Here is an 18,531-nt window from a genome sequence, read left to right as displayed (position 1 = left end):
TGGCTAAAACACAATTAACGGTGGGCTAAGGTATAAGTAAGGGCATCAAGATTAGCCTGAACTAAACCTGCAAGCAAATCAATATGAGCCTGATCGCTATTTAAAGCTGGAATATAAGCATAGCTTCCACCGCCGGCTTGTTGAAATAGTTCAGCATTTTGAATCGCTAATTCTTCAAGCGTTTCTAGACAATCGGCAGAAAAAGCTGGGCTTAATACCTGAACAGACTTAACGCCGTGCTGCGCCAAATCTTGTAAAAGCTGATCGGTATAAGGTTTCACCCATTCTTGTTTTCCAAAACGTGACTGGAAGCTAATTGCCCATTCATCATCTTTTAAATGTAAGGCTTCAGCGACTAACTTTGCTGTGATTCGACAACGGTCTGCATAAGGGTCACCTTTGTCTGCATATGGCTGTGGAATTCCATGAAATGACATCAATAGTTTTTCAGGTTTGCCATGCTGCTCTTGGTAAGCTAAAACGCTTTCTGCCAATGCCTGAATAAACATTGGATGCTGATAATAGTCTTTAATAATCGTCAGCCCCGGCAAATTCCGCTGTTTAGGAATCCATTTGGCAAACGCATCATATAACGGCGCTGTAGATGTTGCGGAATACTGAGGAAACAAAGGTAATAAAATGACATGTTCTTGCGGGTTAGCCGCCAATTTTTCTAAAACTGCATCAATCCCCGGATTTCCATAGGTCATTGCGGGTACCACAGTTAAATCAAACTGTTTATTTTCACGCTCTAAATAAGCCTGCACACGTTTGGTTTGTTCAAACACAATTTCACGCATTGGCGAATCTGCGGACCATACCGAGGCATAGGCATGCGCCACTCTTTTCGGGCGAAAAGGCAAAACAAACAGATTTAAAATTATCCACCAGATCAGTTTCGGTATTTCAATCACGCGTGAATCAGATAAAAACTGTTTTAAAAAACGGCGCACCGCAGGCACAGTCGCCTCATCTGGTGTGCCTAAATTCGCTAAAATGACAGTAACTTTCGGTTTTTGTTCAAACGACATGTGTAAATGCCTTTCAGTTCATCTTATGACACTAATGTAACAGTTTTCATTGTCATATATAAATTGAATCGCTCTAAGCTTTTAATCGAACGCCCCGATGATTCCATTTATAGCTCAGCAATATCTTTTGAGCTTTAGTGGTTAGTTTCCATAAGCCATATGATTGTTCGGTTTGAGTTGGAACAATCCAGCCTTGTGATTGCATTTGATTTTTAATTCGGAACAGTGCCTTATGATTAATCTGTGCACAGGCAACCGCATGCGCACGAGGTAATTCCTGACGAGCATCTTCTAAGCCAGCCTGATTTAAATATTCATTCAGACACGCTGCAAAATTCTCTTCTGGCATCGCTGTTTCAAAGCGCTTTGCCAGCACGCTTAACAACTGAGACCAAGTCATTTGTCGTTGACGTTTAAGCTCTTTAAAGTTGCCATCCTGAAATGCTCGAATCTGATATTCAAATGCAAAAATATCTTGCGGCGCAACTTCGTTTAACTTTGTTGACGGCTCGATTAGTTTCTGCTCTAACTGCGAAATTTTACTTTTTAATAGCTTAATTTCATCTTCTAAGTGATGAGCTTGATGTGCAGGAACCCAGCCTTCTCCCCCATACTGCTCAATCATTAAAGGGATATTTAAACGGACAGCCAACTCCAGTTCACGTGGAGTTTTAAAGTAAAAAATATGCTCTGCTTCGTGTAATAATTTTTTTCTAAATGCGAGAAATTTATCTTTAAGTTGTGGATGTGTTTCTTGTAAATCTATTTCACGGTTTTCAGGCTGTTCATGCATGAACACAATAATAGGTTTAGCCTGACTTAACGCATATTCATATTCTAAAGACAGATAACTCACACCAGAAATCGCTTGTTCCCCATACTGGCTGCCTAAAAGTAGGATTACATAATCACATTCATCAATCTGTCGACGTGCAAGTGTAGTGGTTAAAGGTGTTCGATGTTCTAGTCCCCAAGCAAAGAAACTCATCCCCACCAAGGTTTGAGACAAAACCATTCGCTCTGGCTGCATATCGCGGCCAGACGTTGAAATAAAAATCTGATAGCGTGTATCGAGCATAACAATACCCTTTCGCTCCATGACCTGTACTTGACTTAATATCAGCCAAGATCATGAACCGCCCCAAATAAAATAATAAATCTAAAAAACACTACTTTCTAAACGATGCCAAAAAATTAGTTCAGATTATGAAGTGTCCAAGTTAACTCTTGTGGAATCATATGTTGTAAAACAGGTTGCAGTGCCTCGGCATTATTTCCGCTGACATAACATTCAATACGTGCAACATTCTGACCTATTTGGTCACATAATAACGCATTTTTTATTAAAATACGGGCTGTTTGTCGGGCTACTGCTAATCCCGAATCAACCAGTGTGAATTGGTTATCAAAAAGATGATGAATTGCTTCATTTAAGAAAGGATAATGAGTACAACCGAGCACTAAATAGTCTGCACCTCGCTCAGCGGCAGGCTGTAAAACCTCTTTTAATGCGTTTAAACATGCCTCCCCCATTTGCTGCCCTGCTTCCACACAAGGAACAAGTTCGAGGTTGGTTAAAGTCATCACTTTAACACCCGCTGGAATAGCAAACTTTTCAACAACATCTTTAATGAGTTGTCCTCGAAAAGTAGCAGGTGTCGCCAACACGGCAACCACTTTAGAGCGTGTTTGCAATACGGCAGGTTTTAATGCTGGAACTAACCCAACAATTGGGAAGTGTTCACCATAATGCTCGCGTAAATGGTCAAGACTAAATGCTGAAGCGGTATTGCATGCTACAACCGCAATTTTGCAACCCTGACGGTATAACCAGTCAACAGCACGCGCCGTGAGCTCTCTAATTTCTTCATCAGAACGTGGGCCATAAGGAACGTAGGCAGTATCGGCATAATACACAATACGTTCGTTTGGCAAATATCGGGCAATTTCTGCTGCAACTGACATTCCTCCAATTCCCGAATCAAAAATACCAATTGGAGCATCAGCAGATGCGTTAGGCATAGGTTCTAGATCGGTAAATAGAGGTTGTATGGCTGTCATGGCTGTACTGAAGTGTCGGAAATTTTCACTTCCTAAAGCTTAAACCTCAAGTGCCTAATTGCAAGAGCAAATTACCACTTTTTAACTCTAAAATGGTTTCACCATTCTCTTTTTCAATGAGTGTTCCATAGTTCACTAAATGATAAAAAGACTGACGTTGAATAAGGGCGTTAATTCCAAAACGTACATGCACATAAGGACGCAATTCCCCGTCATATTCACGCATAAAAATTGGATGTTCAGCATCGACCAAAATCACATCTTGATTCGTCGTAGTCAGTTGTAAAAACTGATCACCTGAAATTTCAACCTGATCTACCTGATTGACTAATAAAGGTTCATCTTCGACCTCAATTTCAATTTGTTCTACGGGGGTTTTCAGGTAGAATTTACCCTCTTCTTTCCATAGGACTTTGGTAAATAGATCTAATAGGGCTTGGCGCTTAATCAATTGACCTTCGTGCCACCATTCTCCATTGGCTTTAACCGTCAAATCCATTTTGCCGCAATGCTTTGGATGCCACTGCTCTAAAGGTGGAATTGACCTTTTGTGACTTTGCTGTACACCTTTTAAGTATTGTGCAATGTTCATTAAGTTTTTATCATCAGATAACGGTATTTTTCCCATATCCGATGGGGAATTATTTTGATTTACCATAGTTTATGCCTTGCTGACGAAAAAATATGACGACTCAGCCAATTGGCTAGATCATGGTTTAAAACTATACTAGCCAAAACGATAAAAGGCACAATAGCATATTTGCGCCTATGGATTAAAACACTCACGGCAGCACCGAATTTCTGAATATGACGGTTGCCACCTTTAAGTATTGAGGAGTCCTACATGGAACACATCGAACGTGAATCGATGGAGTTTGACGTTGTCATCGTAGGTGCAGGACCTGCAGGTCTATCTGCTGCGATTAAGATCCGTCAATTAGCGATTGAAAATAACTTACCCGATCTTTCTGTTTGTGTAGTTGAAAAAGGCTCTGAAGTAGGTGCGCATATCTTGTCTGGTGCTGTGCTTGAGCCACGTGCCATCAACGAACTTTTCCCGAACTGGAAGGAAGAAGGTGCGCCTTTAAACGTACCTGTAACTGAAGACAAAACTTTCTTCTTGTTATCAGACACCACATCTAAAGAAGTGCCTCACTGGATGGTTCCTAAAACCATGCATAACGATGGCAACTATGTTATCTCTTTAGGTAACGTGGTTCGCTGGTTAGGTCAAAAAGCTGAAGAATTAGAAGTATCTATCTTCCCTGGCTTTGCTGCATCTGAAGTGCTTTACCACGAAGACGGTACTGTAAAAGGTATTCAAACTGGTGACATGGGTATTGGTAAAGATGGCGAACCAACGCATAACTTTACACCAGGCTATGAACTTCACGCTAAATACACCCTCTTTGCTGAAGGTTGCCGTGGTCACTTAGGCAAGCGCCTGATTGCAAAATATAACCTCGATAAAAATGTTGATCCTCAGCACTACGGCATCGGGATTAAAGAGCTTTGGGAAATCGACCCTGCAAAACATAAACCGGGCTTAGTCATGCACGGTGCAGGTTGGCCATTGGCTGAAACAGCTTCTTCTGGTGGTTGGTGGTTATACCACGCTGAAAACAACCAAGTGACTTTGGGTATGATTGTGGACTTGTCTTATGAAAATCCACACATGTATCCATTTATGGAAATGCAGCGCTGGAAAACTCACCCACTGATTAAACAGTATTTAGAAGGTGGTAAGCGTATTTCTTACGGCGCACGTGCCGTAGTGAAAGGCGGTTTTAACTCATTACCTAAATTGACTTTCCCAGGCGGTTGCTTAATTGGTGATGATGCAGGTTTCTTAAACTTTGCAAAAATCAAAGGCTCTCACACTGCCATGAAATCAGGCATGTTATGTGGTGAGGCTGTATTTGAAGCCATTGCTGCCGGTGTAGAAAAAGGCGGTGACCTTGCCATTGCACGTGTTACCGAAGGCGAAGATTTATTCACTAAAGAATTAACGTCATACACTGACAAATTTAACAACAGCTGGTTAAAAGAAGAGCTTTACAACTCTCGTAACTTTGGCCCAGCAATGCATAAATTTGGTCAGTGGATTGGTGGTGCATTTAACTTTATCGACCAGAATGTCTTTAAAGTGCCATTTACTTTGCATGACTTGAAGCAAGATTTCGCTGCATTGAAAACCGTTGATGCAACCAGCTTCAAGCCAAACTATCCAAAACCAGATGGCAAGTTGACTTTTGACCGCTTATCTTCTGTGTTTATTTCAAACACGGTTCATGAAGAAAACCAGCCAGCTCACTTGAAGTTGACTGATCCTTCAATTCCAGTGAATGTGAACTTACCGAAATGGGATGAGCCTGCACAGCGCTACTGCCCAGCTGGTGTTTACGAAATCATGGAAGATAATGATGGCTCTAAACGCTTCCAGATTAACGCAGCGAACTGTGTTCACTGTAAGACCTGTGACATTAAAGACCCATCTCAAAACATCACATGGGTAACACCTGAAGGTGGTGGTGGTCCTAACTATCCAAACATGTAATATAAAAAGCCCCGATTATTCGGGGCTTTTTATTGGAATTCGCTTATTGAAAAGGCGGTATTTTTGCTACGTTTAAATTAAGATTCTTTTTATAAAAAATAAATGTGCCTAATAAAAATAGGCCAAGAAAACCAAAGTTTCGCGCTAAATCGAAGTACCAATCCGATTTACCAAACAATAAATCAATAATTAACATAAGCCCCATAAAGCTTGTATGTAAAATCAGACTCATCTTTATTTTTGGTTCGGGAGCAAAATATGTATTTCTATAACCCAATAGAATTGAGCCAAAAATAATAATAGTAACTAAAATAATGGTAGCAACAGTTTCAGATAACCAAGAAGTTTCTATATGTAATAAACCAGCAATGCAGAAAAACCAAAGAAAAATAAATAAGCTTCGTTTCACAAAATATTCATTCATTTTTATGCTTCATTTTTATGCTTCATTTATATACATCACTTTATAGATTATATAATGATTCTTATTTGTAAAAAATTATCATTTCAAATTAAATTTGAATTATTAATGGCTTCTAATAGTCTTTATTAGAAGCCTTATTATTCTATTACCCTTTCTTCACTAAGTAATGAAATTCTTTATGACCATTTTCATCTAAGCGTTCTTCTTGCAAAAGCAACTCATGGCCTAAATGCATACAAAATTTAGGAATATCCCACGAGGTCGAGTTGTCTGTTGCGAAGACTTCAACCACATCGCCAGATTTAGATTTGCGGATGGCTTGATGCAACATCATGACAGGTTCAGGACAACGTAAACCACGTGTATTAATTTGGACAGTAGGTGAAATGGATTGTTCCGACATAACAAACTCGAACAAATAGAATTTTCACATTTTAGCATAAACAAATTACTGACCTGTTAACTGTAACTGGCTTTTACATAACAATATGCGTTTTGTCTTTTAGCTGGTTTTATAGATGCATATGCATCTTTTCTTCGGTATGATTCAAAGTATTCATTTGATAGATTGAGTCTTTAGGAAAGATCATGCAAGAGGAACCAAGTCCATCGTGGGGAATGCGAGGCTTACGTAAATGGTTAGGTACAGCACCAGAAACCCGTGATGAATTATTAAAATTAGTCCAAAATTCACGCCGCTTTTTAGAACCAGATACTGTTGCCATGCTTGAAGGTGTTCTTGACCTTCCTGCTACAAAAATTCGTGAAGTCATGACACCACGAACAGCAATGATCAGTTTGCAAGAAGATGATCAGTTACTTGATATTCTTGATGTACTGGTCGAGTCTGCTCACTCACGCTTTCCAGTCTTCTCTTCTGATCAGCCTGATAATGTTGTCGGGATTTTGCTCGCAAAAGATTTGTTGCCATTTCTGACTGAACCGAATACCAAAGTCGATATTCGAGTTCTTATGCGTCAACCCTTATTTGTTCCAGAAAGTGCGCGTTCCGATCAGGTACTACGCATGTTGAAACATACTCAGACTCACATTGCGATTGTGATTGATGAATATGGTTCAACCGCAGGTCTTGTTACGCTTGAAGATATTCTTGAAGAGATCGTTGGCGAAATCGAAGATGAACATGACACTGCTGATGAAGATGCTCAGTACATTGTTCCGGACAATGACCATACGGTAGCAAATGCATGGATGGTGCAAGCACTTACACCAATCGAACATTTCAATACTGTTTTAGATGCTGATTTTTCTGACGATGAAGTAGAAACTGTCGGCGGTTTATTGCTTCAAGAGATTGGTCTGGTAAGTGATTTACAAGGTCAAACTGTTGAGCTTGGAAATTGGTTATTTACAATTGTTGAAGCAGATGCCCGCACTATTCATCTGATTCGAGCTGTACGTCAATGAGAGCATACTTTGAAAAGCTGTTAGATTCTTCGCAACAACAAAAACAGCTTCCTTTAATTTTTCCTTTACTCATTGCTTTATTTTCAGGTGCCGTATTCAGTTTTTCACTGGCACCTTATTATTGGTGGTGGTTGGCAATATTATCTCCTGCCCTACTCTATGCATCATTACATAAACGTTCAGCCAAACAAGCTTTTGCTATTGGCTGGAGCTATGGTTTCGGTTTATGGTTTGTGGGAGCTTTCTGGCTCTACACGTCCATTCATGTATATGGCGATACCAATGCGTTTCTAAGCGTTTGTATGATTGCCATTATGGCCCTTGTCATGGGCCTGTTTACCGCATTCCAGACTTGGGTTTACCGACGTTTCTTCCCTGAAACACCGCTGACTTTCGCACCACTCTGGATTGTTTTTGAGTGGGCAAAAACTTGGGTATTTACAGGTTTTCCATGGCTGTTTGTAGGTTATGCGTTTACCGAACGTTTACTCGATGGTTATGCGCCTCTATTCGGTATTTATGCAATTTCCTTCGTCGTCATTGTATTAGCCTGTGCTTTAGTTGAAGTTCTACGTAAGCGTATTTTCTGGGTTATCCCTTCTGCCCTGTTAGTTTTAGGCGCGTGGGGAGCATCATATATACAGTTTGTAAAACCTAAAGCTGCTAAGCCGCTTAGTGTTTCTCTCATTCAAGGTAACATTCCACAAGATTTAAAATGGCTAACCGAATATCAAGTTAGAACATTAGAAATTTATGCTGGTTTGACTCAATCTGAATGGGGCCGTGACCTAATTGTATGGCCTGAATCTTCAATTCCACTCTTCCAAACCGATATCGAACCGTTTTTGGATGCAATGGATGCACAAGCTAAAAAGAACCACACTGCATGGGTAACCGGAATTCCTTACTGGGATGTTACCAAATCACATGAAGTTGGTAGCCCACTGTATTACAACAGTATTATGGCTTCTGGAAGCGATGCCAGTGGTCTCTATAAAAAGCAGCGTCTTGTTCCGTTTGGTGAATACATCCCTCTTTCAGGTCTACTCTCTTGGGTATTACCGGCCATGCAAAATGATATTAGCATGAGCGGTTTTACACGTGGCGAGAGGGACCAGAAACCACTTATGATTAAAGGGCACGCGCTTGCTGCTGCGATTTGTTATGAAGTGGCTTATCCAAACCTCACCCGACGTAATGCACAAGACAGCGACTTCTTAGTGACTGTATCTAATGATGCTTGGTTTACTGGCACTGCTGGCCCATTGCAACATTTACAAATGGTACAAATGCGAGCTAAAGAAAATGGCCGTTGGTTTATCCGTGCAACCAATACAGGTGTAACTGCCTTTATTGATCAAAATGGTCATATCACTGAACAAGCACCGATCGATAAAGAGTTTGTCTTGAGAGGCGATTTACCAGCCATGCAAGGTCAAACCCTTTATAACCGTTTAGGTGATTATCCAGTTTTAGGATTTGCAGTATTACTGCTGGTTTTAGGTTGGGTTTATCGTCCGCGTAAAGTTGACGTTTCTTTTAAATCCCGCCGCTAACTTACAATAACTTTGTACCCAGAGGCACTTCAAACTCTGGGATACAAAGTGCTACATCACCATCTGCATTGTGAAATCCTGTCACCAAACATTCTGACTGAATAGGTCCAATTTGTTTTTTGGGAAAATTCACTACAGCAACCACCAACTTACCAACTAAATCTTGTGGCTGATAAAGTTTAGTAATCTGCGCACTCGATTTACGTATCCCTAGCTCTTCGCCAAAATCTACATGCAGAATATAGGCAGGTTTACGTGCCTTTTCGAAAACTTCAGCTTCAATAATTTTACCCACGCGAAGCTCTACTTTTAAAAAATCATTCCACTCGATTTGTTCCATTTACTTTTTCTCATGTTCTTAAACATCTGATTTGAAGCATATAATATGTACAAATAAAGAAACACCTTCTTTTTATTTTCAGTTTGAAAAATTCGTGCTAAATTAAATCTGCTCATCAAAAAGCCGTAAACGTTTACGTCAATCAACGTGCCAACATACCTCCAACAATGCTTGGAGCTATTTGTTCAAAATATTTTTATATTTTTGAATGGCACTGGCGTTTGTTGGTTTACGGAGTCAAAATGCAAAACTCAAAATCTTTGTTTAGTTTTAAAAAACTTCCAAATCGCGATACATCTATTGTTTTACCCTTTCTTCTATCGATCATTATGACGTTTGTGGTTTCAATGATTAGTACATTACGAAGTTTGGGATTAGAAGAATTTTCCATTTATGTATGGATGTCTGCATGGGCTATTTCTTGGTTAATTGCTTTCCCAACGCTACTTTTCATCCTGCCTATCGTTCGTAAAATTACAGCAATGCTAGTACAACAGCCTGCTTAAATTAAAAAAATAAAACGTAGATATTCAGTCTACGTTTTATCTAAAAATTTGGTTTTAAAATATTATTAAAAAGCGATCGAGAATTGCAGAGATAAATATGCAACTAGACTCGATAAAAAGACCATCGGCACATAACGATAGGCTTTAAAAAGCAATTGCTCATATTTAGTGGATATTTGTTTAGCTTGCCAGACACTCGCTTTTAATGCAGTAAAGAAGCTCACCATTAACCATGCACTCACAATACTTAATGCAAAGAAACCAATCATGATTTGGCTACTTCCCTCAGTATTAAGCCATAGCTTTAAAAAAACTTCGGCAATCGGCAATAAACCCAAAATCAATAGGACAGACTTCAGCATTACCCAATGAAACTGAGTCAGTTCATCTACTATGAGAAATGCTTTCATTTAATCTCTCCTTTTAATGTAATAAAGTGCTTTTTATTTATTATGCAAAGCTTTTATTTAAATATATAGCTTATTTTTCTCTACATTTTAACTTTCTTGTAACTATTAAATATGGGAATAATTCTTATTATAAGTCTCAAATATAACTATTAACTTTATTTTATATTTTTCAAAAACTTACTATATTTTTCGTGATTAAGAAAGATTATCAATTCGTATTTATCGGTTTATCTTTTTAACCGAATTGATAATCTCCATTATATTTTAATTAAGGTTGGTAATAAATATCTGCATCATTACCTTCACCGCCCTCTTTGCCATCTGCACCAAACGAGTACAAATCAAAAGCTCGGCTATCTGCACCTGGAATTACATATTGAACATCATTTTTCCAACTATCTTTAGGATAACCACCTTTAACATATCCACCCGGCATCCAGTTTTTTGCTGTAGCAGGCTGATTCACTAAAGCATCTAATCCACCTTCTTGCATTGTTGGGAAATGACCGTTATCGAGCTTGTACTGATCTAAAGCACCAGCTACACCTTTTAATGTAATTTGAGTGGTATCAATTTTAGCTTTTTCACTACGCCCCATGACATTTGGTACGATTAGCGCTGCTAACACACCTAAAATTACAATCACAACCATAACTTCAATCAGGGTAAAGCCTGAGTGAGGATTAGCAAAGCGAAGCTTTGCCCGAACGCAAGATGGAGAGCTATGCTCGGAATGGCACGTTGGCTCAAACTGATTTGAAACCGCAGATTCACTGTATTGTTCCATCGCTGTTTCGCTTTGAATATTTTTTACTTTCATCATTATCTCTAATATCAAAGTTATTAAATCATATTGTTCATATTTACGATTGGCAGCATAACCGCGATTACAATAACCAGTACAATGCTTGCCATTACAACCAGCATAAGCGGTTCAAGTAATGCCAGTAAGGTTGAAATAAATGTTGTAACCTCACGGTCTTGCATGGTCGATGCTCGTTCTAGCATGCGGTCGAGCTCACCTGATGCCTCACCACTTCGAATCATTTGTACCATCATTGGTGGGAAATAACCACTGCGCTCAAGCTGCGTACCCAAGTTACCACCTTCTGTAACACGCTCAGCCGCTTGGGCAATTGAATCACGGATGACCCAGTTATTGGTGACGGCTGCACCAATTTTTAATGCATCGACCAACGGCACGCCTGAACGGGTCAAAATAGATAAGGTACTGGCAAATCGTGCAGAATTAATACCACGTGACAGTTTACCGAATAATGGCAATTTGAGTGTTAATCGATCAAAAGCATAATGCCCAGCCGTAGTTTTTAAAAACCGTACAAATGCGACAATTCCCACAACTGCAAAAATAATAATAAACACCCACGCATGACGAATAAAATCGCTCGCTTTCATTAAAGCGACCGTAATCCACGGCAGTGCATCTTTGTTTTGATCAAAGGTTTTAACAATTTCTGGCACAACAAAAGTCATTAAGCCCATCACAATAGCAAATGACATCAGCATTAAAATGATCGGGTAAATCATGGCACCCTGAACTTTCTTTTGCATGGCAAAACGGTTTTCGGTGTAATCCGAGAGCTGATCTAAAATCAGATCTAAATGCCCCGAACGTTCACCTGCAGCAACTGTTGCAATATAGAGGTCTGGAAAACGTCCAGATTGCTGCATACCTTGAGCCAATGAGTGCCCTTCCATAACTCGCGAACGAACAGACGATAAAAGATTTTGCACATGCGCTTTTTCACTTTGCTTGCTCACCGCACGTAAAGCTTCTTCTAAAGGAATTGCGGCTGCAACCAAAACAGAAAGTTGTCTGGTCATGAGTGCCAAATCATAGGCACTGAACTTTTTTTGAAATAACCCCTGACTTTGATGCTTATCTTTTTGTTCAACAGGGTCAACGCTAATTGGTGTCCATGCTTTATCGCGTAATTGTTGGCGAATCTGGCGTGCTGAGTCTCCCTCAAGCACTCCTTTTTGCTGCTTCCCTGAAGCATCAATGGCAGTAAATTGATATGCAGGCATGGTAATGTTCTAATTTTCCAAAAATAATAGTCGCTGCTGTTGCATCTATGCTACGCAATCATTCATATTCATTCTATAGCCTGTGTAGAATACCCAAGTCCTCTTCACGACGCTATGCCGTTTTTTAAAATTGACGAAATGAGCCTCTATGACCATAACGCCAAAGCCTGATTCAGTTGTTTATCGTGTGCGTGTTGCCGTACCTGTGCATCTGTACGACACTTTTGACTATACACTCACCGAAGCACAATATGAACGGGCTCAAGTAGGCTCACGCGTCGCTATTTCATTTGGGCGACAAAACCTAATTGGTATCATCACTGAAAAAGTGAATCCACATGAGCCATTTACAGGCAAATTTCAGCTTAAAGCCATTTCTGAACTTTTAGATGAACAACCTATTTTAGATGAACAAGTTTTAAGTTTATTGACATGGTCCGCACAATATTACCAATTTCCAGTTGGCGAGGTCATGCAAACCGCCCTCCCGGCCATACTGCGTCAGGGCAAACCGATGGACGTTTTGTTCCATCTTTGGAAAATTACTCCTTGCAACAATGTTGAAGCACTGCTTAAACGTTCGGTGAAGCAACAAGATGCTTATCAGATTTTAAAGTTACATCCGGCCGGAACAACAGAGAACATTCTCAATTTAAGTGGTGTAGAAACGGCAACACTTAAAGCGCTAGAAAAGAAAGGTTTGGTTGAATGTACGCTTGAACCACACGACTTTAGCCCTACACCTGTTCAATTGGCACAAATGCCGCTCACGCTAAATGAAGACCAAAAGCAAGCAACCCAACAGGTTATTAAAGCACAGCATCAATACCAAGCATTCTTGCTAGATGGCTTAACGGGGAGCGGTAAAACCGAAGTTTATCTACACATCATGCATGAGGTGCTAAAGCAAGGTAAACAAGTACTGGTTTTGGTGCCAGAAATTGGTTTAACCCCTCAAACCATTTCTCGTTTTAAGTCTCGTTTTAATTGTGATATTGCTTTATTGCACTCTGGCCTCAATGACTCCAAGCGGTTACAAGCATGGCAGCAGGCACAGACCGGAAAAGCATCTATTATTTTAGGGACACGCTCTGCCATCTATACACCGCTGCCACGTTTGGGCTTAATCATTTTAGATGAAGAGCATGACCTGTCTTATAAACAACAAGAAGGCTTCCGTTACCATGCACGTGATGTCGCACTGTACCGAGGGCACTTACAAAGCTGCCCTGTTATTTTAGGTTCGGCAACACCAAGTATCGATAGTTATTATTTGGTCGAAACTGGCAAGTTAACTTCACTGCAACTCAACAAACGTGCTGGACATGCACTTTTGCCTAAAATGCATTTGATTGATCTTAAAATTGTCAAAAAACAGCATGGAATTAGCCAGCCTCTCATTGAACAAATCAAACATACATTAGCTAGAAAAGAACAGGTTTTAATCTTTTTAAACCGTCGTGGTTATGCACCTGTACTGGTCTGTGAAAGCTGTGGATGGCAAGCCAATTGTCCACATTGTGATGCACATTTTACCTTGCATACTCAGCCTTATTCTTATTTACATTGCCACCACTGCGGAACCATTCATCGCTTACCTGATCATTGTCCTGAGTGTCAGCAAAAGAGCTTAAAAACACTAGGCGCAGGCACAGCTAAGGTCGAAGAACACTTACAAGAATTATTTCCAGAGCATGACGTGATTCGGGTTGATCGTGACAGTACCAGTCGTGTCGGAAGCTGGCAAAAAATCTATGATCGTATTCATCAAAACAAGCCAACAATTTTGCTCGGTACGCAAATGTTGGCAAAAGGCCATCATTTTCCACATGTCACATTAGTTGCCATTTTAGATATTGATGCAGGTTTACTCAGTGTAGACATCCGTGCACCAGAACGTACGGCGCAGCTGATTGTGCAAGTCGCTGGTCGTGCAGGTCGTGGTGAACACAAAGGCCATGTCTATTTACAAACCTTAAGACCTGATCATCCGTTACTAACCACACTCATCGAAAAAGATTATCGCGCGGTTGCCAAACAAACGCTGGCTGAACGTAAAGTTGCTTTGCTGCCGCCTTATCGCTATGCAGTACTCATACGTGCAGAGTCGAAAGATCGTGACTATACCTTACAATTTTTAAATGAAGCTGCCGAGCAACTTCGTCAAGTGGCTGGTGAGATTGTGGATATTTGGGGACCTATTCCAGCACCGATGGAACGTAAAGCGGGACGCTACCGTGCCCATATGGTGATTTTATCTGCTGACCGTGCTCGCCTACATTTTTACTTACGACAATGGTGGTCTCAATTGGTTCATGCCCCAAGACAGCATCAACTCAGGCTATCAATTGATGTCGATCCGCAAGAATTTAATTAGATGATTTGAATATCATGGTGTGAAGACGTCTTTTTCGTTTTACACTTAAAAGAGACTAATACATTCGAGGCAATGGATGTCATTCCTACTGCAAGCAACTATCTTTCTTGGAGCTTCTCTGATTTTAGTCCCTCTTGGCAAACGCCTAGGGATTGCAACAGTTTTAGGTTATTTATTTACAGGAATACTTCTGGGTCCTAGCGTTTTAAATATTGCTCATGACCCTGAAGCAATTATGGAACTTGCCGAATTCGGTGTCATTTTATTGATGTTCCTGATTGGTTTAGAATTAAGACCACAGCGTTTGTGGGAAATGCGCGACTCCATTTTTGTGATGGGAAGTCTGCAAGTTCTTATTAGCGGTGGCGTTCTTATGCTGATCGTACTATTACTATTTCAACAGCAACTTGCTGTCAGTTTTGTGATTGGTTTTGCGCTGGCACTGTCTTCTACAGCCTTTGTATTACAGCTTCTGACTGAAAAACAGCAACTCAACACGACCTATGGTCAGCAGTCTTTCTCAATTTTGCTATTCCAAGATATTGCTGCGATTCCACTACTTGCAATTATTCCATTACTCGCAGGAACAGAATCTACCCATCATGGTGTGGCTTATTTTGCGGCTATTATCGCAACATTCACTGGCTTATTTCTTTTTAGCCGTTATGTGATGCGTCCGTTCTTCCGTTTTGTTGCCAAAAGTGGAGCAACTGAACTCATTACGGCGGTAGGATTATTTATTATTCTTGCTGTTGTCTTGCTGATGGATACGTTAGGTATTAGCACGACATTAGGTGCTTTCCTCACAGGCGTATTATTAGCAGATTCCGAATTTCGTCACGAAGTTGAAGCCAGTATTGCACCGTTTAAAGGCCTACTACTTGGCTTATTCTTTATGACTGTGGGTATGACTACTCAAATGTCACTACTCATTGAAATGCCTTGGCTTATTATTGGTGGAGCAATCGGCTTACTGGTGATTAAAACGCTGATATTGACCGCCATTGCACGCTATAAAAAATACAGTTGGAATAACAGCCTACTATTAGGAACTTGTTTAGCTCAAGGCGGTGAATTTGCTTTCGTCATTTTAAGCTTAGCTAAAAGTGAAAAGATTTTAACTCAAGCTTTATTAGAACCTGTGACGCTTATTGTGACTTTGTCCATGGTACTCACGCCAGTGATTTACTGGTTGATGGCATACAAGGTCATTCCACTGTTTAATAAAGAACGCCCGCCTGAGTATGATGAAATTCCTCAGCAAGAAAACCCGATTATCATTGCTGGTTTTGGTCGATTTGGACAAATTATTGCGCGTATTGCCCGCCTGCAACATCTAGGGTTTACCGCAATTGACAACAATCTTCATCAAGTCGACTTTGTCAGACGATATGGCGGATCACTATATTATGGCGATGTGACCCAACCAGATTTACTGCGTTCTGCGGGTATTGAAAAAGCCAAAGTATTTATTTTAGCGATTGATGATGTTGAAGACTCTATGAATGTAGCACGTCATCTCAGATTAAATTATCCAAACTTAAGAATATTGGCTCGCGCTCGTGACCGCCATCATGTACATCTTTTAAGAGATGTAGGTGTTGAATATATTTGGCGTGAGACGTATTTATCTTCATTAGGAATGGCTTATCGCGCCTTACGAGAACTCGGTATCTCTGACGAGCAAGCCTATAACAATATCGAAATCTTTCGGGATTATGATGAGAAATTGCTCATACAACAGCAAAGTATTTATACTGATGAACAAAAGATCTTTGAGACACATCGTAACGCTCTAGCCGAACTTGAACATCTATTTGAAAGTGATGCTCAACAACAAGCCACATCAAAACACGATGTGAATTTAAAGCGTCATTTACAACCAAATCGCATCGACATTACACGAGATCATCTAGAATAACTTGAGATTTCAAAAAATGGCTATATTAAGGACTTATTCACATTGCCTAAATAATTGGACAATGGACACCAAGCTGTCCTTTGTCCTACTTGCGGCTTCGCTGCATTCCCGAAGCTTGATTAAAAAGAAATTGTTATAATCTGCTTAGGGCCCTGGAGAATATTATGTCTGATTTACGCCAACGCTTTTATATAGAGAACTTTCCAGTTCGTGGGGAAGTCGTTCATCTAGAAGAAGCACTACAAACTATCTTAGCTCAACGTGACTATATGCCTGCGGTTAAAATTCTGCTAGGTGAAATGTTGAGTGCGACTGCATTACTTGCAAGTACACTAAAAATCAAAGGCCGTATCAGCTTGCAAATCCAGGCTAGCGGCACCTTTAAGTGGGCAATGGCTGAATGTAATCATTTAGGTGAAGTTCGTGCTCTCGCCGATTATGAAACTGATCCACGCTTCATTGAAGCAACAGACAGCAGTACAGTTCTCGGCGCTTTAGTTAATCCCGTTTTATTTATCAATATTGAACCGGAATTTGGCGAGCGTTATCAAGGTATTGTACCTCTTGATCAGGCAAATTTAGCGGGTTGCCTCATGCAGTATTACGACTTATCTGCACAAATTCCAACTCGAATTGTGCTAGCGAGTACTGCTAAGCGCTCTGGTGGTTTACTCATTCAGCTTTTACCACGTCATGATGACGAAGAGCAAAAGCTGGTTGATGAAGATTTATGGCCACGCTTGACCATGTTGACCGAAACATTAAAAGCTGAAGAGCTCACCAATTTAGATGCAACCGAAATCTTATATCGTTTATATAATGAAGAAGAAGTTCGTTTACCAGAAATTGAAGCACTCAAATTTGGCTGTACATGTTCAAAAGAACGCTGTGCTAATGCGCTGATTCAAATTGGTGTAGATGCTGTTCATGAAACATTAGAAGACCAGAACCCTATTCGTATGGATTGTCAGTTCTGTAACACGCAATATACCTTTACCGCTGAAGAAGCTTTAGCGTTATTTGGTGAGCATTTGAGTTAGTAGTTAAACTTTATAAAAAGGCGGATATACCGCCTTTTTATTTATCCTTATTTTTTTGATGATCATTTTCAATATCTTATTTTAAATAAGATAATATAAGATTACTTTATAGCCTGATAAATAAGATACTTATATTCCATGAATTATTTTGATTATTTTCTATTTATTTTTAGCGTCATTATTATGATTGCTACCCCCGGCCCTGTCATGATTTTAGTTGCAAGCGCTGGACTTAAAGGTGGATATAGAAAAGCACTTGAAACGATTTTTGGGACCAATTTAGCCTCACTTATTTTAATTTTTATTTCGGTACTCGTTTTAAAGGGAGTACTGAGTGTTAACGATAGTTATCTCAATATTATCCGTATCTTAGGCTGTCTATATATTGGATATTTAGGTTTCACTATTCTTAAAGAAGTCATTCAGGCACCTCATCCCGAAGCAATACAAACAGTTTCGGCACAAAATGGGGGCTTCAAAAAGGGCTTTTTTGTCGGAATCTCCAACCCGAAAGATATTATTTTCTTCTCGGCATTCTTCCCGCAATTTGTTTCTATTACACCACAGCTCAACCTAAGTTTAACCATACTCACGCTGACATGGATTGTTTTAGACTTCTTAACTTTATCTCTGGTTTATGTATTTTTCCGCCGTCTTTCTAATAGCCATTTATATCCAAAAATATTAGGACTTTGTGGCCTATTACTTCTATTGATTGCTATTTACGGCTTGTACCAAACTTTTATCTAAATAATGAGAGGTATAGCCCTAATCCATCTATACCTCTTTCTTTCAATTTTATTTTTTAATAGAACAACTCTTATACAATCT

The 18,531-nt window shown here is 39.9% G+C and carries 18 protein-coding genes; 8 read left to right on the top strand and 10 right to left on the bottom strand.

Annotated features, from left to right (window positions below):
• Positions 1 to 14: 14 nt before the first annotated feature.
• From hemH to AC07M3_RS09535, 4 genes are all read right to left on the bottom strand, one after another.
• Positions 15 to 1,031 (bottom strand): ferrochelatase, encoded by a 1,017-nt coding sequence (hemH, locus tag AC07M3_RS09550; protein ID WP_494567162.1) that lies wholly within the window; start codon positions 1,029 to 1,031, stop codon positions 15 to 17.
• A gap of 73 nt (positions 1,032 to 1,104) precedes the next feature.
• On the bottom strand, positions 1,105 to 2,109 hold the full coding sequence (locus AC07M3_RS09545; protein WP_494567161.1) for a DUF4062 domain-containing protein: 1,005 nt from the start codon (positions 2,107 to 2,109) through the stop codon (positions 1,105 to 1,107).
• Positions 2,110 to 2,225: 116 nt separating this feature from the next.
• Positions 2,226 to 3,092: a glutamate racemase gene (gene murI / locus AC07M3_RS09540; RefSeq protein ID WP_494567160.1), complete on the bottom strand. Its 867-nt coding sequence runs from the start codon at positions 3,090 to 3,092 to the stop codon at positions 2,226 to 2,228.
• A 46-nt stretch (positions 3,093 to 3,138) separates the two neighbouring features.
• Positions 3,139 to 3,750: a DUF1285 domain-containing protein gene (locus AC07M3_RS09535; protein ID WP_004640922.1), complete on the bottom strand. Its 612-nt coding sequence runs from the start codon at positions 3,748 to 3,750 to the stop codon at positions 3,139 to 3,141.
• A gap of 186 nt (positions 3,751 to 3,936) precedes the next feature.
• On the opposite strand from AC07M3_RS09535, the gene AC07M3_RS09530 reads away from it, so the two are divergent.
• Positions 3,937 to 5,649: an electron transfer flavoprotein-ubiquinone oxidoreductase gene (locus tag AC07M3_RS09530; RefSeq protein ID WP_009392990.1), complete on the top strand. Its 1,713-nt coding sequence runs from the start codon at positions 3,937 to 3,939 to the stop codon at positions 5,647 to 5,649.
• Positions 5,650 to 5,692: 43 nt separating this feature from the next.
• Here AC07M3_RS09530 and AC07M3_RS09525 read toward each other — a convergent pair whose 3' ends face one another.
• Both AC07M3_RS09525 and tusA read right to left on the bottom strand, forming a co-directional pair.
• On the bottom strand, positions 5,693 to 6,073 hold the full coding sequence (locus AC07M3_RS09525) for a hypothetical protein (protein ID WP_494567159.1): 381 nt from the start codon (positions 6,071 to 6,073) through the stop codon (positions 5,693 to 5,695).
• Positions 6,074 to 6,218: 145 nt separating this feature from the next.
• Complete coding sequence (gene tusA / locus AC07M3_RS09520; RefSeq protein ID WP_005037115.1) at positions 6,219 to 6,476, bottom strand: sulfurtransferase TusA; 258 nt, start codon at positions 6,474 to 6,476, stop codon at positions 6,219 to 6,221.
• A 185-nt stretch (positions 6,477 to 6,661) separates the two neighbouring features.
• On the opposite strand from tusA, the gene AC07M3_RS09515 reads away from it, so the two are divergent.
• Positions 6,662 to 7,501 (top strand): CorC family transporter, encoded by an 840-nt coding sequence (locus tag AC07M3_RS09515; protein WP_004794939.1) that lies wholly within the window; start codon positions 6,662 to 6,664, stop codon positions 7,499 to 7,501.
• Positions 7,498 to 9,057, top strand: a complete 1,560-nt coding sequence (gene lnt / locus AC07M3_RS09510; protein WP_133747562.1) for an apolipoprotein N-acyltransferase — start codon at positions 7,498 to 7,500, stop codon at positions 9,055 to 9,057. The genes AC07M3_RS09515 and lnt overlap by 4 nt, the downstream gene beginning before the upstream one ends.
• 1 nt (position 9,058) lies before the next feature.
• Here the strand turns inward: lnt and AC07M3_RS09505 are convergent, their stop codons facing one another.
• Positions 9,059 to 9,397, bottom strand: a complete 339-nt coding sequence (locus tag AC07M3_RS09505; protein ID WP_092710228.1) for a tRNA-binding protein — start codon at positions 9,395 to 9,397, stop codon at positions 9,059 to 9,061.
• 242 nt (positions 9,398 to 9,639) lie between these two features.
• On the opposite strand from AC07M3_RS09505, the gene AC07M3_RS09500 reads away from it, so the two are divergent.
• Complete coding sequence (locus AC07M3_RS09500) at positions 9,640 to 9,903, top strand: DUF2798 domain-containing protein (protein WP_494567158.1); 264 nt, start codon at positions 9,640 to 9,642, stop codon at positions 9,901 to 9,903.
• Between the two features lie 65 nt (positions 9,904 to 9,968).
• Here the strand turns inward: AC07M3_RS09500 and AC07M3_RS09495 are convergent, their stop codons facing one another.
• The 3 genes from AC07M3_RS09495 to gspF form a co-directional block, all read right to left on the bottom strand.
• Positions 9,969 to 10,313 (bottom strand): hypothetical protein, encoded by a 345-nt coding sequence (locus AC07M3_RS09495; RefSeq protein WP_494567157.1) that lies wholly within the window; start codon positions 10,311 to 10,313, stop codon positions 9,969 to 9,971.
• Between the two features lie 268 nt (positions 10,314 to 10,581).
• Complete coding sequence (gene gspG, locus AC07M3_RS09490) at positions 10,582 to 11,133, bottom strand: type II secretion system major pseudopilin GspG (RefSeq protein WP_494567267.1); 552 nt, start codon at positions 11,131 to 11,133, stop codon at positions 10,582 to 10,584.
• 23 nt (positions 11,134 to 11,156) lie between these two features.
• Positions 11,157 to 12,362 carry a type II secretion system inner membrane protein GspF gene (gene gspF / locus AC07M3_RS09485; protein ID WP_494567156.1) on the bottom strand — a complete coding sequence of 402 codons (1,206 nt, stop codon included), beginning with the start codon at positions 12,360 to 12,362 and terminating at the stop codon, positions 11,157 to 11,159.
• Between the two features lie 148 nt (positions 12,363 to 12,510).
• On the opposite strand from gspF, the gene AC07M3_RS09480 reads away from it, so the two are divergent.
• The 4 genes from AC07M3_RS09480 to AC07M3_RS09465 all read left to right on the top strand — a co-directional run bounded on the left by AC07M3_RS09480 (position 12,511) and on the right by AC07M3_RS09465 (position 18,450).
• Positions 12,511 to 14,739, top strand: coding sequence for a primosomal protein N' (locus AC07M3_RS09480; RefSeq protein WP_494567155.1), 2,229 nt, complete (start codon positions 12,511 to 12,513; stop codon positions 14,737 to 14,739).
• Positions 14,740 to 14,815: 76 nt separating this feature from the next.
• Positions 14,816 to 16,660 carry a monovalent cation:proton antiporter-2 (CPA2) family protein gene (locus AC07M3_RS09475; RefSeq protein ID WP_494567154.1) on the top strand — a complete coding sequence of 615 codons (1,845 nt, stop codon included), beginning with the start codon at positions 14,816 to 14,818 and terminating at the stop codon, positions 16,658 to 16,660.
• 164 nt (positions 16,661 to 16,824) lie between these two features.
• Positions 16,825 to 17,700 carry an Hsp33 family molecular chaperone HslO gene (gene hslO, locus AC07M3_RS09470; RefSeq protein ID WP_003654635.1) on the top strand — a complete coding sequence of 292 codons (876 nt, stop codon included), beginning with the start codon at positions 16,825 to 16,827 and terminating at the stop codon, positions 17,698 to 17,700.
• A 138-nt stretch (positions 17,701 to 17,838) separates the two neighbouring features.
• Positions 17,839 to 18,450, top strand: a complete 612-nt coding sequence (locus AC07M3_RS09465) for a LysE family translocator (protein ID WP_045436893.1) — start codon at positions 17,839 to 17,841, stop codon at positions 18,448 to 18,450.
• Positions 18,451 to 18,531 lie beyond the last annotated feature (81 nt).

Source organism: Acinetobacter sp. GW821-FHT09D10, from assembly GCF_059416285.1.
This window is presented reverse-complemented; position numbering and strand designations above follow the sequence as displayed.